Origin of the sequence: Pseudomonas sp. zfem001 (assembly GCF_032621725.1) — a bacterium.
GTDB lineage: Bacteria > Pseudomonadota > Gammaproteobacteria > Pseudomonadales > Pseudomonadaceae > Aquipseudomonas > Aquipseudomonas sediminis.
The window spans coordinates 1-20224 of the sequence record NZ_JAVYJI010000003.1 but is presented as its reverse complement, the minus strand read 5'-3'; the positions used below and the strand labels follow the sequence as shown (position 1 = coordinate 20224).

Annotated in this window: 20 protein-coding genes; 13 read left to right on the top strand and 7 right to left on the bottom strand. The window is 64.7% G+C overall.

Translation table 11 applies throughout. The features are described 5' to 3' along the window. Nucleotides 1-17 precede the first annotated feature (17 nt). Nucleotides 18-1235 (top strand): MFS transporter, encoded by a 1218-nt coding sequence (locus RTH74_RS12195; protein ID WP_316914842.1) that lies wholly within the window; start codon nt 18-20, stop codon nt 1233-1235. Nucleotides 1236-1293: 58 nt separating this feature from the next. Here the strand turns inward: RTH74_RS12195 and RTH74_RS12190 are convergent, their stop codons facing one another. After that, on the bottom strand, nt 1294-2163 hold the full coding sequence (locus RTH74_RS12190; RefSeq protein WP_316914841.1) for a MurR/RpiR family transcriptional regulator: 870 nt from the start codon (nt 2161-2163) through the stop codon (nt 1294-1296). A gap of 194 nt (nt 2164-2357) precedes the next feature. Between RTH74_RS12190 and RTH74_RS12185 the strand changes: the two genes are divergently transcribed. The 6 genes from RTH74_RS12185 (at nt 2358) to RTH74_RS12160 (ending at nt 7844) form a co-directional block, all read left to right on the top strand. Continuing rightward, on the top strand, nt 2358-3395 hold the full coding sequence (locus RTH74_RS12185) for a spermidine/putrescine ABC transporter substrate-binding protein (RefSeq protein ID WP_316914840.1): 1038 nt from the start codon (nt 2358-2360) through the stop codon (nt 3393-3395). 105 nt (nt 3396-3500) lie between these two features. After that, complete coding sequence (locus RTH74_RS12180; protein WP_316914839.1) at nt 3501-4607, top strand: ABC transporter ATP-binding protein; 1107 nt, start codon at nt 3501-3503, stop codon at nt 4605-4607. Then, the gene (locus tag RTH74_RS12175) at nt 4607-5494 is read left to right on the top strand and encodes an ABC transporter permease (protein ID WP_316914838.1); all 888 of its coding nucleotides are present in this window, start codon (nt 4607-4609) and stop codon (nt 5492-5494) included. The genes RTH74_RS12180 and RTH74_RS12175 overlap by 1 nt, the downstream gene beginning before the upstream one ends. After that, entirely contained in the window at nt 5491-6351 is an 861-nt protein-coding gene (locus RTH74_RS12170) for an ABC transporter permease (protein WP_316914837.1), read from the top strand. The genes RTH74_RS12175 and RTH74_RS12170 overlap by 4 nt, the downstream gene beginning before the upstream one ends. Then, nucleotides 6344-7423, top strand: a complete 1080-nt coding sequence (locus tag RTH74_RS12165) for a P1 family peptidase (RefSeq protein WP_316914836.1) — start codon at nt 6344-6346, stop codon at nt 7421-7423. Before RTH74_RS12170 ends, RTH74_RS12165 begins: the two co-directional genes overlap by 8 nt. A 115-nt stretch (nt 7424-7538) precedes the next feature. Beyond that, a complete protein-coding gene (locus RTH74_RS12160) occupies nt 7539-7844 on the top strand; it encodes an NIPSNAP family protein (RefSeq protein ID WP_316914835.1) in 306 nt (101 codons plus the stop codon). A gap of 25 nt (nt 7845-7869) precedes the next feature. On the opposite strand, the gene RTH74_RS12155 is transcribed toward RTH74_RS12160, so the two are convergent. After that, nucleotides 7870-8499, bottom strand: coding sequence for a class I SAM-dependent methyltransferase (locus tag RTH74_RS12155; RefSeq protein WP_017676025.1), 630 nt, complete (start codon nt 8497-8499; stop codon nt 7870-7872). Between the two features lie 174 nt (nt 8500-8673). Here RTH74_RS12155 and RTH74_RS12150 point away from each other — a divergent pair, with 174 nt between their 5' ends. Continuing rightward, nucleotides 8674-8958: a hypothetical protein gene (locus RTH74_RS12150; RefSeq protein ID WP_041980354.1), complete on the top strand. Its 285-nt coding sequence runs from the start codon at nt 8674-8676 to the stop codon at nt 8956-8958. 300 nt (nt 8959-9258) lie between these two features. Continuing rightward, complete coding sequence (locus tag RTH74_RS12145) at nt 9259-10500, top strand: MFS transporter (protein ID WP_316914834.1); 1242 nt, start codon at nt 9259-9261, stop codon at nt 10498-10500. 66 nt (nt 10501-10566) lie between these two features. On the opposite strand, the gene RTH74_RS12140 is transcribed toward RTH74_RS12145, so the two are convergent. The 4 genes from RTH74_RS12140 to RTH74_RS12125 form a co-directional block, all read right to left on the bottom strand. Beyond that, complete coding sequence (locus RTH74_RS12140) at nt 10567-11751, bottom strand: YeeE/YedE family protein (protein ID WP_316914833.1); 1185 nt, start codon at nt 11749-11751, stop codon at nt 10567-10569. A gap of 211 nt (nt 11752-11962) precedes the next feature. Next, nucleotides 11963-12889: a sulfurtransferase gene (locus RTH74_RS12135; protein WP_316914832.1), complete on the bottom strand. Its 927-nt coding sequence runs from the start codon at nt 12887-12889 to the stop codon at nt 11963-11965. Nucleotides 12890-12991: 102 nt separating this feature from the next. Beyond that, nucleotides 12992-14221, bottom strand: coding sequence for an acyl-CoA dehydrogenase family protein (locus tag RTH74_RS12130; RefSeq protein WP_316914831.1), 1230 nt, complete (start codon nt 14219-14221; stop codon nt 12992-12994). Then, nucleotides 14218-15177, bottom strand: a complete 960-nt coding sequence (locus tag RTH74_RS12125; protein WP_316914830.1) for an aliphatic sulfonate ABC transporter substrate-binding protein — start codon at nt 15175-15177, stop codon at nt 14218-14220. The genes RTH74_RS12130 and RTH74_RS12125 overlap by 4 nt, the downstream gene beginning before the upstream one ends. A 487-nt stretch (nt 15178-15664) precedes the next feature. Here RTH74_RS12125 and RTH74_RS12120 point away from each other — a divergent pair, with 487 nt between their 5' ends. The 4 genes from RTH74_RS12120 to RTH74_RS12105 all read left to right on the top strand — a co-directional run bounded on the left by RTH74_RS12120 (nt 15665) and on the right by RTH74_RS12105 (nt 19609). Then, nucleotides 15665-16984: an OprD family porin gene (locus RTH74_RS12120; protein WP_316914829.1), complete on the top strand. Its 1320-nt coding sequence runs from the start codon at nt 15665-15667 to the stop codon at nt 16982-16984. A 70-nt stretch (nt 16985-17054) separates the two neighbouring features. Beyond that, complete coding sequence (locus RTH74_RS12115; RefSeq protein WP_055985316.1) at nt 17055-18047, top strand: aliphatic sulfonate ABC transporter substrate-binding protein; 993 nt, start codon at nt 17055-17057, stop codon at nt 18045-18047. Nucleotides 18048-18050: 3 nt separating this feature from the next. After that, nucleotides 18051-18881: an ABC transporter permease gene (locus tag RTH74_RS12110; protein ID WP_316914828.1), complete on the top strand. Its 831-nt coding sequence runs from the start codon at nt 18051-18053 to the stop codon at nt 18879-18881. Next, nucleotides 18878-19609 (top strand): ABC transporter ATP-binding protein, encoded by a 732-nt coding sequence (locus RTH74_RS12105; protein WP_316914827.1) that lies wholly within the window; start codon nt 18878-18880, stop codon nt 19607-19609. Before RTH74_RS12110 ends, RTH74_RS12105 begins: the two co-directional genes overlap by 4 nt. 352 nt (nt 19610-19961) lie before the next feature. On the opposite strand, the gene RTH74_RS12100 is transcribed toward RTH74_RS12105, so the two are convergent. Next, nucleotides 19962-20224: transposase (locus tag RTH74_RS12100; RefSeq protein ID WP_316914826.1), on the bottom strand; the 263-nt coding region annotated here is incomplete at its 5' end.

Genomic DNA, 20224 nt, shown 5'->3' with positions numbered 1-20224 from the left:
GTTCGGAAGCTTCAAGCATGTCCAGCAGCCCTGCCGCTACCTCCCTGGCCGGCGCGTCGCCCGTCAGCCAGGCCAGCCCTCTGGTGATGCGCGTGATCGGCGCCTGCGCCCTGGCGCACCTGATCAACGATCTGATCCAGGCGGTGTTACCCGCCATCTACCCAATGCTCAAGCTCAACTACGGCCTGAGCTTCGCGCAGATCGGCCTGATCACCCTGACCTTCCAGCTCACTGCCTCGCTGCTGCAGCCCTGGGTGGGCTACCACACCGACCGCCATCCCAAGCCCTGGCTGCTGCCGGCCGGCTCGCTGTGCACCCTGGTCGGCATCCTCATGCTGGCCTTCGTCGGCAGCTTCCCGGCGATCCTCCTGGCCTCGGCGCTGGTGGGCATCGGCTCCTCGACCTTCCACCCCGAGGCGTCGCGTATCGCCCGTCTGGCTTCGGGCGGGCGCTATGGGCTGGCACAGTCCACCTTCCAGGTCGGTGGCAATGCCGGCACCGCCTTCGGCCCGCTGCTGGCGGCGGCCATCATCATTCCCTACGGCCAGGGCAACGTCGCCTGGTTCGGCCTGTTCGCCGCCTTCGCCATCGTCGTGTTGTACGGCTTGAGCCGCTGGTATCGCCACCACCTGACGCTGTTCAAGCTCAAGCAGGGCGGCGTGGCCACCCACGGTCTGTCAACAGGGCGTGTGAAGTTCGCCTTGCTGATCCTGGCGCTGCTGGTGTTCTCCAAGTACTTCTACATGGCCAGCTTCACCAGCTACTTCACCTTCTTCCTGATCGAGAAGTTCGACCTGTCGGTGGCCAGCTCGCAGCTCTACCTGTTCCTGTTCCTCGGCGCGGTGGCTGCCGGTACCTTCTTCGGCGGGCCGATCGGCGACCGCATCGGGCGCAAGCAGGTGATCTGGTTCTCCATCCTTGGCGTGGCGCCGTTCTCCCTGCTGCTACCGCACGTCGACCTGTTCTGGACGGGCGTGCTGAGCATGGTGATCGGTTTCATCCTGGCCTCGGCGTTCTCCGCCATCGTGGTCTTCGCCCAGGAGCTGATGCCGGGCAACGTCGGTATGATCGCCGGGCTGTTCTTCGGCCTGATGTTCGGCTTCGGCGGCATCGGCGGGGCGCTGCTCGGTTACCTGGCGGACATCCACGGCATCGAGGAGGTGTTCCTGATCTGCTCGTTCCTGCCGTTGCTGGGCATCCTCACGGCATTGCTGCCGTCGCTCAAAAAGCACTGACTGCCCGAAGAGGAACGAGTGCAGGGACAGCGGATGTCGCAATGCCGGGCCGGTTCTTTCAGGTGCGATACAGCTTGAGGCTCTCGACCCGCGCCCGGTAGGCGCCGAGGCGCTCCTTGAGCTGATCCTTGTGGTCGCTGGCCACGCAGTGCAGCAGCACGTTCAGAGCGCTGGTCAGGCCGCCGGTGGATTCTAGGATCAAGCCGGTCTTGGTCTTCATGGTGACGATGTATGGCGTGTCGATATGTTTGGCGATGCCGTATTCGTCGGTGAACACCACCAGGTCGGCGTTCTGCTTCAGGCAGTTGTTGGCGAAGGCGATGCCGGCGTCGGCGTAGGGCGCGATGTCGATGAGGATCACGCAGCAGCGCTGGTTGTGGCTGTCCAGCCACTGGCCGAGCACACCACTGTAGAGATCGAGAAATTCCACGCCCGAGCGCACCAGGGCCAGGCGGTTGGCGAAGTCCTCGGCCAGTCCGCGAATGGTCTGGAAGCCGCAGACGAACACGCGTTCGGCGTCCCCCACGCGCGCCACGATGTCGCGCCAGTGCTGGCTGCCGAGCAGTTCGGCGAAGGCACGCAGGGCTTCGATTTCCTCGTTGAGGTGGGCCACCAGGTCTTCCGGTTGCTCGACCCGCTCGATCAGCGCCGGGTTGAGCAGCGATTGCACGCGCACTTCGTCGCGCAGCTCGTCCTTGAGGCTTTTCAGTCCCTTGTAGCCCAGCCGGCGCAGGAAGCGGCTGACGGTGTTGGGGCTGACCCCGCTCTTGGCCGCCAGGCTTGCGCCGTTCTCGAAAGCGAGGGTTTCCAGGTTGGCCTGGATGTAGACCCACAGGGTGCGCTCGGCCGGCGTCAGCTTGCCTTCCAGGTGTTGCATCTTGCCATCGAGCATGTCCGATTCCCCTGCCATGCCAAAACGTTCTGACATTTAAATGTCAGAGTATTGATCTTTGGAATAAATATATTCTACTCTGCAGCCGTAACGCAAAGAGCTGTCGATTGGCCGCTGTTTGGGTGAGAGAGCCAGCAGAAGTCTTTCCACCTCGCAGTCGACGCTCGCGCTTCCTGCCGCAACAAGCAAATGTCGCGCCCTGCGCGGCCACAACAGTGGAGAACAGGAACATGCCCATACTGCGTCATCTCGCCCTGTGCGTCGCGCTTGGCAGCGGCCTCGTCACCGGCGCCGCCCAGGCCGCCGAAGAATTGCGCCTATACAACTGGGGCGACTACATCAACCCCGAGGTGCTGACCCGCTTCACCGCCGAGACCGGCATCAAGGTGTCGCTCGACACCTACGGCAGCAACGAAGAGATGCTGGCCAAGCTGCAGGCCGGTGCCAAGGGCTACGACATCGTATTCCCCTCGGTACACATGCACGACACCATGGCCGCCCTCGGCCTGCTGGAGAAGACTGACGTCAACCAGGATGCCGCCTTCGCCAATATCGACCCGGCCTTCCTGCGCTCGAAATCCGACCCCAAGGGTGAGTACTGCATGCCCTACGCCTGGGGCACGGTGGGCATCTTCTACAACAAGAACAAGGTCTCCAAACCGATCGAGAGCTGGGATGACTTCTTCGCCGAGGCCAAGGCCGGCAAGAAGGTGATCATGCTCGACGACATGCGCGAGACCCTCGGCGTCGGCCTGATCAAGGACGGCAAGTCGGTCAACAGCACCGAACCAGCCGAGCTCAAGCAGGCCGCCGACTGGCTGATCGAGCGCAAGCCGCTGATCGCCGCCTTCACCTACGACAGTGTGCCGATGGTGCAATCCGGCGACGCCGCCGCCTCGCACTATTTCGTCGGCGCCATGATGTACGTGAAGCAGGACCCGCAGAACCTCGCCTACGTCATCCCCAAGGAAGGCGCGACGATGTACCAGGAGGACATGTGCGTGCTCAAGAGCGCGCCGAACAAGGCCAACGCCAAGCGCTTCATGAGCTTCTTCCTGCAGCCGGAGATCGCCGCGCTGAACACCGCGCAGCAGATGAACGGCACGCCGAACAAGGAAGCGCTGAAGTTGCTGCCCGCCGAGCTGCGTGACAACCCGCAGGTCAACCCGCCGGCCGAGGTGATGGCCAAGCTGCAGATCTTCGAAGATATCGGCAAGGGTCTGAAGCAGTACGACCGGGTGTGGACGCGCGTGCGTACCGCCAACTGAGTCAGCTTGTGCAGTTAGGTCGCGGCTGAAGCCCCTCCCACGGATTGCAGGTTCCCTGTGGGAGGGGCTTCAGCCGCGATCACTCCGATATCGATGGAGTCCTCCATGACCGCTTTCACCAAAACTGCGCCGGTGGTCGAGATCCGTGGCGCGGTGAAGCACTACCGTGCGCCGGAAGGGCACTTGGTGCGTGCACTCGACGGCCTCGACCTGGCTGTCGGCAGCAATGAGTTCGTCACCCTGCTGGGGCCGTCCGGCTGCGGCAAGACCACCTTGCTGCGTACCATCAGCGGCTTTGAGCAACTCGATGGCGGCGAGCTGCTGATCCAGGGCCAGTCGATGAACCTCGTACCGCCACACCGCCGCCCGGTGCACACGGTATTCCAGAGCTACGCGCTGTTTCCGCACATGAGCATCGGCGACAACGTCGGCTATGCGCTGGATGTGCGCGGCGTCGGCAAGACCGAGAAACGCCAGCGCGTCGGCGAGGCGCTGGAGATGGTCGGCCTGGCCGGCATGGAGCGGCGCAAGCCCGGCCAGCTGTCCGGCGGTCAGCAGCAACGTGTGGCGCTGGCCCGCGCCATCGTCGATCGCCCGGCCCTGCTGCTGCTCGACGAGCCGCTGTCGGCGCTCGACCGCCAACTGCGCCAGGCCATGCAGCGCGAGTTGAAGAACCTCCAGCATACGCTGGGCATCGCCTTCGTCTTCGTCACTCACGATCAGGAAGAAGCGCTGACCATGAGCGACCGCATCGTCGTGCTCAATGGCGGTCATATCCAGCAGATCGGCGCTCCCGCGGAGATCTACCACCGCCCGGCCAACGCCTTCGTCGCCGGTTTCATCGGCGAGAGCAACCTGTTCGACGTGCACGTCGGCTCGGTCAATGACGGCATCGCCTACTTGCTCGACAGCCAGGGCGACCTGTTGCAGGCACGCCACCCCGACCTGCGTCTCGGCCAGAGCGCCCAGCTCATGCTGCGCCCCGAACAATTCCATCTGCAGTGCCCCGGCGAAGGTTTCGTCGCGCTGGAAGGGCGCCTGGAACAACTGCTGTTCATCGGCAAGGACTTCGAGTTGCTGCTGCGTACCGCGCACGGTCGCCTGGTCAAGGCGGTGCTGCGTGACGCCGCGCCGCAACGCCTGCGCGCGGGCGACAACGTGCAGCTCTGGTACGGGCTTACGGCCGCGCACCTGATCCCCGGAGGTGCCTGATGCCATTGCGCGAGCGCTTGCGCCTGGTCGGCCTGCTGACCCCGGTGACGCTGATCATCGGTGTGTTCTTCCTTGCCCCGCTGACCATCATGGCCGTCTACAGCCTGCTCGAACCGGGGCTCTACGGCGGCGTCGAGTGGAGCTTCTACCCGGACAACTTCGGTCGCGTGCTGGGCTGGGCCGATGGCGTCAACGAGGAATTCGATCCGGTCTACCTGGAAATCATCCTGCGCTCGTTCAAGCTGGCCGCGCTGACCGTGCTGGCGACCCTGGCGCTGTGCTACCCGGCAGCCTTCTGGGTGGCGCGCCAGCCGGAGCGGATGCGCAACTTCTGCCTGTTCCTGATCACCCTGCCGTTCTTCACCAGCCTGATCGTGCGCCTCTACGCCTGGCTGCTGATCCTGCGTCCCAGCGGCGTGATCAACACCGCGCTGGCGGCGCTGGGCTTCTACAACCCGGTGGAGCTGATCTACACCGAGACGGCAGTGCTGATCGGCATGACCTACATCTTCATCCCGTTCATGTTCATGCCCGTCTACGCCAGCGTCGAGAAGCTCGACAAGCGCCTTCTGGAAGCCTCGGCCGACCTCGGTGCGAGCCGCTGGCAGAGTTTCTGGAAAGTGATTTTCCCGCTGACCCTGCCGGGCATCGCCGCCGGCTCGATCATCGTCTTCATCCCCAGCCTGGGTAACTTCATCGTGCCGTCGCTGCTCGGCGGCGCGCGCGTGCTGATGATCGGCAGCCTGGTCGAGCAGCAGTTCCTCGCAGCGCGCAACTGGCCGTTCGGCGCCGCCCTGGCGATGCTGCTGATGGCTGCAGTGCTGGTGTGCCTGGTGCTCTACGTGCTGGTGCAAGGGCGCAACAGCGCACAGGAGGCCAGCCGATGACCACCCTGCTCGCCAACCTCGGGCGCCGTCTGTTGGGCGGCTACAGCCTGGCCTTCTTCGTCTTCCTGTACCTGCCGATCGGCCTGATCGTCGCCTACTCGTTCAACAGCAACCCGATCAACATGATGATCTGGGACGGCTTCAGTCTCGACTGGTATCGCTCGCTGTTCGGCCTGTCCACCAACCTCAGCGAGAACGCGCTGTACGTCGAATCCACCGACCAGTTGCTGGCTGCGTTGCGCACCAGCCTGGTGGTGGCGCTGACCACCACGGCGATCTCTACCGTGATCGGCACACTCACCGCGCTGGCGATTGCGCGCTATCGCTTCCGTCTGCAGAAGTTCTACCGGGTGCTGCTGTTCATGCCGATGCTGATGCCCGACATCGTGCTCGGCATCGCCCTGCTGATCTTCTTCGTCGGTGTCGGCATGCCGCTGGGTAAGGGCTCGATCATCATCGGCCATTGCACCTTCCTGATCAGTTATGTGTTCCTGATCGTCAGCGCACGTCTGGCCGGCATGGACACGCGCCTGGAAGAGGCCTCGGCCGATCTTGGCGCGTCACCGTGGACGACCTTCCGGCGGGTGACCCTGCCGCAGATCCTGCCCGGCGTGGTCGGTGGCGCGCTGCTGGCGTTCATCATCTCGATGGACGATCTGGTGATCACCTACTTCATCGCCGGGGTGGACTCCACCACGCTGCCGGTCTTCATCTACGGCATGATCCGCCGCGGCATCAAGCCAGAGATCAACGCCATCGCCACCCTGCTGCTGATTGCCTCGCTGCTGATCGCCGCCCTCGGCCTGTACCTGCGCAATCGCAAGCCCGCCACTTCCCAGGATGACTCCCATGGCTAAACCTCGCGCCCGCGAACTCGGCCTGCCGCTGCCCGGCACCCCCGGCCCGTACAACGCCATCACCGACGTGCCCGGCGTGCTGGTCGGCTACCGCACCCTCGATGGCGTGGCCGACAACGGCCGGCGCATCCAGACCGGCGTCACCGCCATCCTGCCGCGTGGCCGCGATAGCGAGCCGCAGCCAGTGTGGGCGGGCTTCCATGCGCTCAACGGCAATGGCGAGATGACCGGCACGCACTGGATCGAACACGGCGGCTACTTCGTCGGCCCGCTGTGCATCACCAACTCGCACAGCGTCGGTATCGTTCACCATGCCGCCGCGCGCTGGACGATCCGCCAGTACGCCGATTCCTGGCAGCGCGAGCACCTGTGGGCGATGCCGGTGGTGGCCGAGACCTACGACGGGGTGATCAACGACATCAACGGCCAGCACGTCAGCGAGGCCGATGCCCTGGCCGCGTTGGACGCTGCAAAAGGCGGGGCCATCGCCGAGGGCAACGTCGGCGGCGGCAACGGCATGATCTGCTACGGCTACAAGGGCGGCACCGGCAGTGCCTCGCGCCTTGTCGAGATCGACGGCCAGACCTACACCCTCGGCGCCCTGGTGCAGGCCAACCATGGCCAGCGCGCCTGGCTCAAGGTCTGTGGCGTGCCGGTCGGCGAGCGCCTGGAAGATGAACTGCCAGTCGGGCTGGAGCGCGAGCGCGGCTCGATCATCGTCATCCTCGCCACCGACGCGCCGCTGCTGCCGCACCAGCTCAAGCGTCTGGCCCAGCGCGCCGGCCTCGGCATCGCCCTGGCCGGCACGCCGGGTGGCAACAACTCCGGCGACATCTTCCTGGCATTCAGCGTGGCCAACCCACGGCCTTTGCCGCAGGTGTCGCCGACGCGCCTGAACCTCGACTACCTCAACGACGAGTGCTTCGACGCGCTGTACCTGGCCGCCGTGCAGGCCACCGACGAGGCGGTGCTCAATGCCATGCTGGCTGCCGAGGATTCGCCGATGCAGAAGCCCGAAGGGATGTGCCGGGCCATCGATGGCGAGCGTTTGCGCCAGCTGGTCACCGGGTAGGGTGCGCCGTGCGCACCGCCGGTTGCTGGCGTGATTCGGGAAAAGAATGGCGTGTGGATTTTTCGCCGTGTTTATATCCCGGCTTCATCGAATCCACCCGCAATGAAGGACGCCCATGATCAGCTGCTACCTGCGCTATATCGTCGATCCCTACAAACTCAAGGAATTCGAGCACTATGCGAAGCTGTGGATTCCGTTGGTAGAGCGCTTCGGCGGCACGCACCACGGTTATTTCCTGCCGTCCGAGGGCGCCAACGACGTGGCCCTGGCGCTGTTCAGCTTCCCCGGCCTGGCCGAGTACGAGCGCTATCGTCAGGACTCTTTCGCCGACGCGGAGTGCCAGGCGGCCTTCCGCTACGCTGAAGAGACGCGCTGCATCCTCAGCTACGAGCGCAGCTTTTTCCGGCCAGTATTCGACTAGAGCGACGCATGCCTGTGGTGGTGAGCTAAGCGACTCGTCGCCACACGCTGGCCAGCCAGGGCTGCTGGTCGCGTGGCAGGCCGGCGGGGCGGTAGTAGTGTTCCAGCTCGACGAAACCGGCCGCCGTGAGCCGCGCGCGCCAGCGTTCCAGGTCGTGGTAGCTGCCGTAGCGCGGGCCGTTCCAGCCTTCCTGATTCTCGCCGCGCGGGTTGGAGCTGAACAGCACGCCGCCTGGTTTCAGCGCTGCCTGCAACTGGCTGAGCACGCGCGGCAGCTCCTGATCGGGCACATGGAACAGGCTGGCGTTGGCGAAGATGCCATCGAAGTGGCCGGCCGGCAGATCCAGCTCCAGAAAACTTTGCTGCCAGACCTCGCAGCCGCTGTCGGCGCGCGCCATGGTGACGAACTCTGCGCAGCCATCGAGGCCGATGGCGGTATGGCCGAGGCCGCTGAAGGTGCGCAGATCACGCCCCGGACCACAGCCAAAATCGAGGATGCGCCAGGGCTTTTCGCCCTCGATATGACGCAGCAGCGCGGCGATGTTCTGGCTCACGTCATGGTCGCGCGTGCCCTCGCGAAAGTCCTCGGCGCTGCTTTGGTAGTGGGCCAGGGTGAGGGCGCTGATCTGCGTGAGTTCGTCGGGGCTCAGGGGCATCGCGATGTTCCGGCAAAAGTAGGCATTAGACCCGCTCGGGGGACCGGTGGCTAGCGAGACGGCTTATGCCTCCTGGCCGTTAATGAACCACCGCTGCGCTTTAATAGTCACATTTCCTGAGGGGTGTAAATCGGCTGGCTGCAGCCGGGCGCCCACAATCAAGGAGATAACGCGATGGTTACGCACTACAAAGTCTCTGGCCACCTTGCCTGTGGTTCTCATGGTGAAAAACTGCCTTCCACCACCGAGCTGGGCAAGGTCAAATGCCGCAATTGCCGCAAGACCGAAGTCTTCACCGAAGCTCGTCGTAATGCCCGTAACGCTGCGCGCCGGGCCGCCCGCCGTGAGAAGGCCGCGCGTGCCGTCAATGACTGGCGCACCTCCTGGGAAGCGCGCCTGACAGCCTTGCCGGGCCGCCAGCGCCTGCCGCGCGGTTTCGGCGACCAGGCATTCGTCTAGCCTGGATACTGGCGGGCAGGATGACCTCCCGCATCCGCCCGCGCTACCAATGACTGTAGGCGCCGCGCCCCACGGCGAATGGATCATGCGACTCGATAATGCGCTATGAGCGCTCGTCTCGCGCCGGGGCAGCGCTCCTACAGTCATCACCCACGGTTCACTTCTACGAACGCTCCACGTTTCCTTGGGTTCGATCCGTGCAACAGGCTGTTCACGCGTTTGCCCCGCAGTAGCGCCTTGACGTAGATTGGCCGGCTCACCTCGACCGGCACTAGCCGGTCATGCCTCGAGGTTTCTGCCGTGTCCGCTGCCCCCGTTTCCGTCTACCGGCTTCCCGGTTTCCTGCCGTTTCTCATTGCCCGCATCGTGGTGGTGTTCGCCGTACAGATTCAGGCCATCGTCGTGGCCTGGCAGGTTTACGACCTGACGCGCGACCCGCTGTCGCTGGCCTATGTCGGCCTGGTTCAGTTCATTCCCATGCTGGTGCTGTTGATGCCGGCCGGCGATCTGATCGACCGTTACGATCGTAAGCTGATCCTGATGCTCAGCTGGCTAGTCGAGGGCGTGTGCGCCGGGGCGCTGTTATGGTTGTCGCTGAGTGGGGCGCCGGTCGCCTGGTACTACGCCGTGCTGGTGCTGTACGGCTGTGGCCGCGCCTTTACCGGGCCGGCGTTGTCGAGCCTGCTGCCGCAGATCGTGCCGCGCGAGCGCCTGGCTGCGGCCATCGCCGCTAATAGCATGATCATGCGCGGCGCTACCATTTCCGGCCCGGTGATCGGTGGTGGTCTGTACGCCATCGGTGGCGGTGGGCTGACCTACTCGGTGTGTCTGGCCTGCTTCCTCGCCGGCACCGCCCTTATGTTGCGGGTGCCCGTGCGCTATGCGGAAAAGATGCAGGCACTGGAAGCTACCGCTTGGGCGCGTTTTACCGCGGGCATCCACTTCATCCGCACGCGGCCGATCATCCTCGGCACCATCTCGCTGGACCTTTTCGCCGTGCTGCTCGGCGGCGTGATCGCGCTGCTGCCTATCTACGCCCAGGAGGTGTTGGAAGTTGGGCCGACAGGCCTCGGTCTGCTGCGCAGTGCCATGGCCATCGGTGAGGTGTCGGTCGGGTTGTACCTGAGCATGAAGCCGTTCAACCGCCATGTTGGGCTGGTGATGTTCGGCGCGGTGGCCCTGTTCGGTGTGGCCAACCTGGTGTTCGCCCTGTCCAGCCTGTTCTGGTTGTCGTTCGCCGCGCTGGTGGTGGCCGGCGGCGCGGACATGGTGAGCATGTACATCCGTTCCTCGCTGGTGCAGTTCTCCACACCGGACACCATGCGTGGTCGTGTAAATGCGGTGAACATGCTGTTCATCGGCTCTTCCAACGAGCTCGGCGAATTCCGCGCCGGCACCAGCGCTGCCTGGTTCGGCGTGGTGCCGGCAGCGCTGATCGGTTGCGCCTGCACCCTGACCGTGACTGGCGGCTGGATGCTTGGCTTCAAGAGCCTGCGCAAGGTCGACCGCTTCGAGGATGCCTCGCCGAGCAAGACGGCCTGACGTAGGGCGTCCCGGTACGCCCTACGCGCTGCCCTAGACGCGGCCGCGTAATGAGGCGAACCCCGACTACCCCAACCGCAGCAACGGCCTGAGCTTCAAGCCAAGCAGGGTGCCAACCAGGCAGAACAGGCCGAACACCCAGCCCGACGCCGCGCCGGCCATCACCCCGGACAGCAGCGTGCCCACCGTGCAGCCCAACGCCAGCAGGCTGCCCCAGCCCAGTAGTACGCCGCCGATCAGGCCGCGTAGCCAATCACGTGGTGCACCGCCGCTGGGGCGGAAATCGCCTGCGGCCAGGGCGCTGGCCCAGGCCGCGCTGACCAGGCCGATGACGAACAGGCCGTTGTTCGACAGCAGGGTTTCCTTGATCACCGTGGCGCAGCCGGAAAAGCCATCGAGTCCCTCCAGGCGTTCGGGTAGCCAGCCCAGGCTATCGGCGCTGGTGCGCGCCAGGCTGCCCAGCTCGGCCGTCACCCCCAGCGGTGCGACGCGAAAGTAGGCCAGCACCGCCAGCCCACCGATCAACACGCCGCCGACCCAGGTCGGCCAGCGTGCGCCGAACAGCAGCGACCATAGCCCCTTTGCCCCGGAAGCTGTGCCCGCCTGGCGATAACGCAGCAGCCAGGCGGCAAGCGCGCCAAGCAGGATCAGTTGCAAGAGCAGCGAACCGCCGTAACCGAGCTTGCCCGGCAACCACAGCACCGGCGCCTCCTGCAGGGCGGCCAGGTACAGCGGATTCCAGCTGAGAAAACCCAGGGCGAAGCCAAGCAGGGCGCCGGCGAGTGCAGCCAGTGAGGCGAAGTTGCCTTCACCGAGGCGGTACAGGTGCGCACTGATGCACGAGCCGGAAATCGCCATGCCGATGCCGAACACCGTGGCGGCCAGGGCCAGCACCCAGCTCAGCGGGCCGATATGGGCATCCGGTGGTAGCCGCCCGCCGCTGGGGTCGGGCAGGAAGGCGCCGAACACCGCGTGATAACCAATGCTGCCTACCGCCAGAGCGGCGAGCAGGCCGAGCAGGCCGTCCGGCACACGGCGTTCGACGAAGTCGCGCGTCACGCAGAAGAAGCAGAAGCGTGAACGCTGTAGAAACAGACCGAACAGCGCGCCACTGGCCAGCGAATAGCCGAAGGCGCGGCCCTGGTTACTGCCATCGGACAGTTGCCAGATGAAGGCGAGCAGGGCGAGAGCGAGCAGGCCCGCCAGGGTGATGGGCAGCACTGCGCGAGTGGAGACGATACTGGCGGTCATAGGTTGTCCTTTCCGACCGTGATGACGAAAGCTGCCCCGGCGTTTCGGCCGGAGCCGCGTTTTGCGTGACTGACATTTTTTTTGTAGGAGCGGCTTCAGCCGCGAAATTCGCGGATGAATCCGCTCATGCAGGAAGCATCAGCCTTGGGGGATGACCTCGCGTTGGTGGTGAATCGCTGACGCGTGATTCACCACCGCGCCGAGTGTTCGCTTATTTGCCGCCCCAGACGGTGCCGGCCACGTTCACCACCGGTACGCCCACGGCATTGCCGTATTCGGTCCAGGAACCGTCGTAGTTGCGCACGTCGTAGCCGAGGATTTTCTTCAGGGCGAACCAGGTATGGCTGGAGCGCTCGCCGATGCGGCAGTAAGTGATGATCGGCTTGCTGCCGTCGATGCCCACCGCGCCGTAGACCTTCTTCAGCTCATCAGCCGATTTGAAGGTGCCATCAGCAGCGACCGCCTGGCCCCAGGGCACGTTCACTGCGCCCGGTACATGGCCGGCGCGCACGGCCAGCTCCTGCACGCCTTGCGGAGCGAAGACCTTGCCGTTGTATTCGTCAGCCGAGCGGATATCCACCAGTTGCGTGTCGCTGCGCTTCTCGGCGGCTGCGAGCACGTCCGGGAGGAACGCGCGCAGATCCTTGTTGGCTGCCTTCACGGTCACGTTACCGGCACTCGGTGTGCTGGCGCGGCTGTCCAGCTGACGGCCTTCGGCTTCCCACTTGGCGCGGCCACCGTCGAGCAGTTTGACGTTGTCGACGCCATACACGTCGAACACCCAGGCGCCCCAGGCAGCGAACCAGTTGTTGTTGTCACCGTAGATGATCGTGGTGCTGTCGTTATTCACCCCGGCCTTGCGCAGCAGTTGCTGGAAGGCTTCCTGGCTGGCGATATCGCGGCGTACCGGGTCGACCAGGTCACTGTGCCAGGCGAAGTTCGCCGCGCCGGGAATATGCCCGCGTTCGTAGACACCGGGCACCACACTGACTTCGATGATGCGTACCTTGGGATCTTTCAGGTTCTTTTCCAGCCAGTCGGTGCTGATCAGGTATTCGCTTGCGGCATGCGCCGTCACCGATTGCAGCAGAGCGGCGGCAAGCAATGCGCCGGCGCCGAATAGGGTCTTGATCTTCATTGTGTTGACCTCGTTGTCGTTGGCAGTTTTGCGGCTGATTAGCCTTTGTCGATGCGAGATATGGGTTTTCCATGCATGTTGGTTGTGGCTCTAACCTCCTTGTCAGCTGTACAGCGACGCTTGTGGGCCCTGACCGCTGAGCAGCCAGTGGCCGAGGTCGCGCACCTTGTAGTCGATGGGGTCGTGCAGGCTGTGCACGCGCACGTTGCGCCAGAAGCGGTCGAAGCCGTAGCGCGAGCTGGTAGCGCGGGCGCCCATGGCTTCGAAGATCTGGCTGGTAATCTCCAGCGCGGCGCGCACCGCCACCACCTTGGCCTCGCTGATGGCCAGCGCCACTTCGGCACGTTCGGCGGCGGTCAGCGCCGGTTTTTCCCAGGCGGTTTGCAGGCGCTGGGCGGCGTGCTCGGCGAGGGGCAGGGCGCTGCGGTAGCGCAGCCATAGCTCACCGTAGCGCTGCTGGATAAATGGATCGTCGCTGGCATTGGCCACGCCCGATGCTGGCCAGGCGCGGCTCTGCTCGCGGGTGTAACGCAGCGCTGCGTCCAGCGCGCCCTGGGCGTTGCCCAGGTAGAGCTGGGTGAGGATCAGTTGCGACAGGCAGGCGCGCAGCGTGGTGCGTGGGCTGGGGCCGACCGGGCCGAGCAGCTCGCTGGCGTCGACGAATACCTGCTCGAACTGCACCGTGCCGCTGTCGGTCTGGCGTTGGCCGAAGCCGTCCCAGTCGCTGTTCACCGCCAGCCCCTCGCGTTGGCTGGGCAGCACGATGAACACGCGATCCTCCGGGTTCTTGCCGCGCGGTGCGCTGACCACCAGCGCGTCGGCGCCGAGGGCACCGGAGCAGAACGACTTGCTGCCATTGAGCTCGTAATGCTCTTCGCGTGTGCTGAGTTTGAGGCCGGTGTCGCGACCGTTGGTGGCGTTGCCCCAGAACCAGCGCTCCTGCACCGTGCGCGTCAGCCAGTGGCGCTGCTGATCTGGGTTGCCGAACAGCTGGATGGTCGCCACCTGCAGGTGCTGGAAGGCGAACAGGTGGGCCAGCGAGCTGTCCACCGCCGCCAGGTAGCGCACGATGCGGTAGATCTCCGGCCAGACCACGCCCTGGCCGCCGTGCTGCTGCGGCACGGCCAGGGTCAGCAGACCGCTGTCGCGCAACAGTTCGCGTTCGGCCTGGGCGCTGCCACCAGCACGATCACGCTCCACCGCGCTGGCTGCCAGGCGCCGGGCCAGGCGTTCGACCTTGGCCGTGCGGCTGCCGAAATCGACGGGGAACAGGTGCGCGGCGAACAGCGGCTCGTCACGGAGGCTGGGGTGCAGACGGGCTTCGGCACTCATTGCGGGCTCCAGATACTGACTTCGCGGGCATCCACCGAGGTCGGTAGCAGGCTGGCGCTGTAGAAGGCATCGGCGATCTTCTGCTGCTCGGCGAGGCTGTCCGGCTGCACCAGGCGCACCTGATAGCTGCGTTTGGCGTTCGCCTTCTCGACGATGGCTGGGTCGAGGTTGCCCCACAGCGGACCAAGGATTTCGGCCGCCTGGCGTGGGTTGGCGCGCAGCCAGTCGCCAGTCTTCACCAGCTCGGCAAACACGGTCTGCAGCACCTGCGGGTGGCTCTTGGCAAATTTGGCGCTGGTCAGGTAGTAGCGTTGGTAATCGGCCAGGCCCTTGCCGTCGGCGAGGATGCGCGTCGGCAACTGCTGCTGCGCGCCGCTGAGGAAGGGCTCCCAGGTGACCCAGGCGTCCACCTTGCGGTTCTCGAAGGCAGCGCGGCCGTCGGCAGGGGTCAGGTAGGCGGGTTCGATGTCGCTGAATTTCAGGCCAGCCTTGTTCAGCGCGGCGATCAGCAGGTAGTGCACGCCGGCTGCCTTGGTCACGGCGACCTTCTTGCCTTTGAGGTCGGTCAGGGTTTTGATCGGCGAATCCTCGCGCACGATGATCGCCTGCGCGCTGGGGGAGGGCGCTTCCTGGGCGAAATAGGCGAGGTCGGCGCCGGCGGCCTGGGCGAACACCGGCACGGTGTCGGCGACATCGGCGGACAGGTCGATATTGCCAACGTTGAGCGCCTCCAGCAGCGGTTGGCCGTTGGGGAATTCGTGCCAGCTGACGCTGATGTCCTGATCGGCCAGGGCTTTTTCCAGAGTGCCCTGGCTCTTCAGCAGACTGATCAGCGTGGAGGATTTCTGGTAGCCGATGCGCAGCTGCTCGGCGGCTTCGGTGAGCGGAGCGACGAGCAGACCGATGGCCAGCGAGGCGGCGATCAGTGTGCTGCGTTTGGAATGGGTCTTGGACATGGCGGCTCTCGATACGAACACGTGCCGGCCATGGGGTGCGGCGGATCACGCGTACTTCAGTGTTTAGAAAAAGAAGTCCGGTGATCCGGTGAAGAGAAGCTAGTCGATATAAAAAGCAGTTGTTAAATAATTTTTAGGAATTAGCTAAGGCCAGTTTGTCAGGCGCGGCGGGGGCCTGTGCGGGCGGGCGAAGCAAGCCGTCAGAAGTGGCTCGCAGGATTCGCGGATGAATCGGCTCCTACGGACCGAGTTGCATCGGGATCAGGCGTATATTCCTTTTAGTTACTACAAGGTGGAAAATAATTCTTTTTAGGGATTAACGCGTATTTCGTAGATTAGCCACCAGCCGACAGCGGACCACCGCATCGGGCCCGAATCAGGGGCTCTTATGCCAATCCGCCGAGACCAGCGCCATGTCCGCTGTCCTGCCGAGCCCCTGTGCAGTGCCAAACCTAAAACAGCACATACAGCACCTGGAGCATCGAGCATGAACAAGTCCAATCTGGCGCTGGCCGTCGCCCTGGCCGCTCTGGCCACCGAAGCGACTGCCGCTGGTTTCATCGAAGACAGCAAGGCCAGCATCGGCCTGCGCAATTTCTATTACGACCTGAACAACAAGAACACCGCCAACAACAACGGCGAGGCGCAAGAGTGGGGGCAGGGTTTCATCTTCAATTACAGTTCCGGTTTCACCCAGGGCACCGTCGGCTTCGGCCTCGATGCCATCGGCCTGCTTGGCGTGAAGCTGGACTCCGGCGGCACCGCAAGCAAGGCCGGCCGTGATCGCACCCCAGGCCAGCTGTTCCCGCTGGAGCGCGACGGCAGCGCCGTGGACGACTACAGCAAGGCCGGCGTGACCGCCAAGGTGCGCCTGTCCAAGACCGAGGCGCGTATCGGCACCCTGCTGCCGAAGCTGCCGGTGGTGACCTTCAACGACGGCCGCCTGCTGCCGCAGACTTTCGAAGGCGGGCAGATCACCTCCAACGAGATCGACGGCCTGACCCTGACCGCGGGCCAGCTGGAAAGCACCAAGACCCGTAGCTCCACCGACGACATCTCTCTGCGTATCGCCGGCGCCACCGGTGACGCCGACACCAACAAGTTCTACTTCGCCGGTGGTGACTACAAGCTGACCAAGGACCTGACGCTGCAGTACTACTACGGCAACCTGGAAGACTTCTACAAACAGCACTTCCTCGGCCTAGTGCACAACTGGGCGATTGGCCCGGGTTCGCTGAAGACCGACCTGCGTTACTTCGACAGCAACTCCGACGGCAAGAACGGCAGCGCCTCCGGACGTGCCGATGGCTACCGCAGCGCCGGCTACTGGCGTGCTGGCGACAGTAGCACCGGCGAGGTCGACAACCAGACCTGGAGCGCGCTGTTCACCTACACTCTGGGCAGCCACTTCGCCAGCCTGGGCTACCAGCAGGTCGAAGGCGACAGCGCCTTCCCGTTCCTCAACCAGGGCGGCGGCAGCTCGTCCTACCTGATCACCGACCGCCAGATCGGCAAGTTCCAGAACGCCGGCGAGCGCACCTGGCTGGCCGAATACGGCTATGACTTCACCAAACTCGGCGTGCCGGGTCTGAAGGCCAGCGTCGCCTACCTCAAGGGCGACAACGTCGACTCCGCCAACGGTGACCTGAAAGAGTGGGAGCGCGACTTCCGCCTCGACTACACCCTGCAGGACGGCCCGCTGAAAGGCCTCGGCGTGTCCTGGCGCAATGCGACCCAGCGCGGCAACGTCGCCACCGATGCCGACGAAAACCGCCTGATCCTGAGTTACACCCTGACCCTGCTGTAACCCCAGTTGTGACATCTCCTGACCGGCCCGCCAACGGGCCGGAAGGCCATCCATCCATGAGGAGATGACCATGAAAAAGAATGCCTTGCGCGTTGGCCTGGCGGCGCTGTTCGCCGCCTGGTTGCCAGCCGCCGTACATGCCGCACCACCGAAAGAAGTCCGCCTGGACTACGCCTACTACGCCCCCACCAGCCTGGTGCTCAAGCAACAGGGCCTGCTGGAAAAAGCCCTCGCGCCGCAGGGCATCGCCGTCAAATGGACATTCAGCCAGGGCAGCAACCGCTCGCTGGAATACCTCAACGGCGGTAGCACAGATTTCGCCTCCACTGCCGGCCTGGCCGCCGTGCTCAGCCGCGCCAACGGCGCGCCGATCAACACCGTCTACGTTGCCAGTCGTCCGGAGTGGACAGCGCTGGTGGTGCCCAAGGACTCGCCCGTCCAGTCGCTGGCCGACCTCAAGGGTAAAAAGGTCGCCGCCACCAAGGGCACCGACCCTTTCCTGTTCCTCCTGCAAAGCCTGCAGAAGGCCGGGCTGGACAAGAACGACGTGGAGATCGTCCACCTGCAACACCCAGACGGTCGCGTCGCTCTGGAGCGCGGCGACGTGCAGGCCTGGGCCGGGCTCGACCCGCTGATGGCCGCCAGCGAGCTGCAGGCCGGTTCGCGCCTGCTGTACCGCAACCGCGACTTCAACAGCTACAGCGTGCTCAGCGTCACCGAAAAGTTCGCCAAGGAGCAGCCGGAGCTGATCAAACAGGTGATCGCCGCCTACGAACAGGCGCGCCAGTGGGCCATCGCCAACCCCGATGCCCTGGCCCAGTTGCTCGCCGACGAAGCCAAACTGCCGCTGGAAGTGGCCAAGCTGCAACTGTCGCGCACCGACTTCAGCAATCCGCAGCCGGGCGCCGAACACATCAAGGCGCTGAAAGCCTCTGCCCCCATCCTGCTCGACGAGCAACTGGTGCGTCCGGGTACCGACGTAGCTCAGGTGGTCGACCAACTGATCCAGCCGCAACTGGCCGCTCAGGTGATCGGCAGCAACGTGGCCAAGGCGGGGAACTGACCGATGGGCGCGCTCAATCTCGTCATCGGTCGCTGGGCTGAACGGCTTCCAGGCTGGCGGCCGGCACTGACCGACCTGCGTGGTTGGGTGGTGCCCCTGCTGATTCTGGCTCTGCTGGAAACCCTGGTGCGCAGCGGCGCATTGCCCGCGCACCAGATGCCTGCGCCGAGCCAGGTGGCGCAAACGCTGTACCTGCTGGCGCAGAGCGGCGAACTGTGGCGGCATCTGAACGCCAGCCTGCTGCGCGTCGGCGCCGGCTTTGCCATCGGCGCCGCGCTGGCCATCGTCATCGGCACCTGGGTGGGCCTCAGCCGCCGCGCCGAAGCCTATCTGGAACCGACCTTCCAGGCTCTGCGGGCGATTCCCAGTCTGGCCTGGGTACCGTTGCTGCTGCTCTGGCTGGGCATCGACGAAACGCCGAAGATCGTGCTGATCGCCCTCGGCGCCTTCTTCCCGGTGTACCTGGCGCTGCTCGCCGGCATCCGCAACATCGACCGCAAACTGGTGGAAGTGGGCCGGCTCTACGGCCTGTCGCCGCTGGCGCTGGTGCGCCGCATTCTGCTGCCCGCTGCGCTGCCGAGCCTGTTCACCGGCCTGCGCGGCGCGCTCAGCCTGAGCTGGATGTTCCTCGTCGCCGCCGAACTGATCGCCGCCACCCGTGGCCTCGGCTACCTGCTCAGCGACGGCCGGGAAACCTCGCGGCCGGATCTGGTGATCGCCGCGATCCTGCTGCTGGCGCTGCTCGGCAAACTCAGCGACAGCCTGCTCAAGGCTTGGGAAACCCGCGCCCTGCGCTGGCGCGACAGCTATCAGGGCGGGGAGGACGGAGCATGAGTGCGCTGCTGAAACTGCAGAATATCCACAAGGCCTTCGCTGACGTGCGCGTGCTCGAAGACGTCAGCCTGAGCCTGGCCGCTGGCGAAGTGGTCAGCCTGCTCGGCCCCTCCGGCTGCGGCAAGAGCACCCTGCTGCGCATCGCCGCCGGGCTGGATCAGGATTATCAGGGCGGGTTGGAACTCAACCCGCTGCTCAACTTCGGGCGTGGCAGCGGCATCGGCGTGGTGTTCCAGGAGCCCCGGCTGATGCCCTGGCTGAGCGTGGCGCAGAACGTTGGCTTCGCCGATGGTTGGGTGGCGGATAATAAATGGGTTGAACAATTGCTCCGTGACGTCGGCCTGCACGGGCGAGGCGAGTCGCTGCCCAAACAGCTTTCCGGTGGCCAGGCCCAGCGCGTGGCCATTGCCCGTGCGCTGTACGGCAAACCGCAGGTGCTGCTACTGGATGAGCCCTTCAGCGCGGTGGACGCCTTCACCCGCATGAAACTGCAGGATCTGGTGGTGGAGCTGGCCGCCCGCTACGAGATCGCCGTGCTGCTGGTCACCCATGACCTCGACGAAGCCTTCTACCTCAGCGACCGCGTGCTGATCCTCGGCGGTACACCAAGCCGCCTGCAACGCGAACTGGCCGTCCCCCTGTCCCGCCCCCGCGACCGCCGCTCGGCGGAGTTGGCCTACTTGCGCGGTGAAGCGCTGACGGAGCTGTACCAGTCGCACGTGCTGTAAACGAACTCTTCAAGGTGGAGTACTTTTTCGGGCCGTCAGGCCCGATTTTTTTGCCTGCGCCGCACGCGCAGGCTTTTGTAGCCCGGATGAAATCCGGGGGCTTCGTCAGGACGAGGCGTCAAAGGTTATGGCGGGCATGAAACCGAACGTTTCATTCGGCTGAAGGCGCTCCAACCAGGCTATTTGCTGACGTAGGGCGGCCTCGCTCGCGAAGCGAGCAGCCCGCCAGGCCGTGCCGAGACCTGCGTCCAACACATCATCGGCGTACTGCTTCCGAGCGGCCGGCGTCCCGGTACACCCTACGCGCTGACGTGTTGATTTCGCCCTGCCGGGCGAGCAACCGTGTTCAGCGTCAAGCCACTTGAGGCCTGAAATGAGCCTGATCACGGAGCATCGCATTGAGGATGGTAAGCAATTTCCGCATGCAGGCGACGACCGCTACTTTGCCTGGTTTCCCCTGTTCCTTAAGTCGCCGGTAGAAGCTGTACACGACCTCGTTGTGGCTGCGAATGGCCGACAGCGTAGCCATGTAGAGCACCTTCCTGACTTCGGATCGTCCACCCCAGACTCGCCGGGTACCTCGGTAGTAGCCGCTGTCCCGATTGAATGGCGCCA

Coding starts and splice junctions, on each gene's coding strand:
- RTH74_RS12155 (WP_017676025.1), bottom strand. CDS start 8,499: ATGCCCCTGAGCCCCGACGAACTCACGCAGATCAGCGCCCTCACCCTG.
- RTH74_RS12135 (WP_316914832.1), bottom strand. CDS start 12,889: ATGAAGATCAAGACCCTATTCGGCGCCGGCGCATTGCTTGCCGCCGCT.
- RTH74_RS12130 (WP_316914831.1), bottom strand. CDS start 14,221: ATGAGTGCCGAAGCCCGTCTGCACCCCAGCCTCCGTGACGAGCCGCTG.
- RTH74_RS12150 (WP_041980354.1), top strand. CDS start 8,674: ATGGTTACGCACTACAAAGTCTCTGGCCACCTTGCCTGTGGTTCTCAT.
- RTH74_RS12190 (WP_316914841.1), bottom strand. CDS start 2,163: ATGTCAGAACGTTTTGGCATGGCAGGGGAATCGGACATGCTCGATGGC.
- RTH74_RS12115 (WP_055985316.1), top strand. CDS start 17,055: ATGAAAAAGAATGCCTTGCGCGTTGGCCTGGCGGCGCTGTTCGCCGCC.
- RTH74_RS12180 (WP_316914839.1), top strand. CDS start 3,501: ATGACCGCTTTCACCAAAACTGCGCCGGTGGTCGAGATCCGTGGCGCG.
- RTH74_RS12120 (WP_316914829.1), top strand. CDS start 15,665: ATGAACAAGTCCAATCTGGCGCTGGCCGTCGCCCTGGCCGCTCTGGCC.
- RTH74_RS12165 (WP_316914836.1), top strand. CDS start 6,344: ATGGCTAAACCTCGCGCCCGCGAACTCGGCCTGCCGCTGCCCGGCACC.
- RTH74_RS12125 (WP_316914830.1), bottom strand. CDS start 15,177: ATGTCCAAGACCCATTCCAAACGCAGCACACTGATCGCCGCCTCGCTG.
- RTH74_RS12105 (WP_316914827.1), top strand. CDS start 18,878: ATGAGTGCGCTGCTGAAACTGCAGAATATCCACAAGGCCTTCGCTGAC.
- RTH74_RS12195 (WP_316914842.1), top strand. CDS start 18: ATGTCCAGCAGCCCTGCCGCTACCTCCCTGGCCGGCGCGTCGCCCGTC.
- RTH74_RS12175 (WP_316914838.1), top strand. CDS start 4,607: ATGCCATTGCGCGAGCGCTTGCGCCTGGTCGGCCTGCTGACCCCGGTG.
- RTH74_RS12110 (WP_316914828.1), top strand. CDS start 18,051: ATGGGCGCGCTCAATCTCGTCATCGGTCGCTGGGCTGAACGGCTTCCA.
- RTH74_RS12170 (WP_316914837.1), top strand. CDS start 5,491: ATGACCACCCTGCTCGCCAACCTCGGGCGCCGTCTGTTGGGCGGCTAC.
- RTH74_RS12185 (WP_316914840.1), top strand. CDS start 2,358: ATGCCCATACTGCGTCATCTCGCCCTGTGCGTCGCGCTTGGCAGCGGC.
- RTH74_RS12140 (WP_316914833.1), bottom strand. CDS start 11,751: ATGACCGCCAGTATCGTCTCCACTCGCGCAGTGCTGCCCATCACCCTG.
- RTH74_RS12160 (WP_316914835.1), top strand. CDS start 7,539: ATGATCAGCTGCTACCTGCGCTATATCGTCGATCCCTACAAACTCAAG.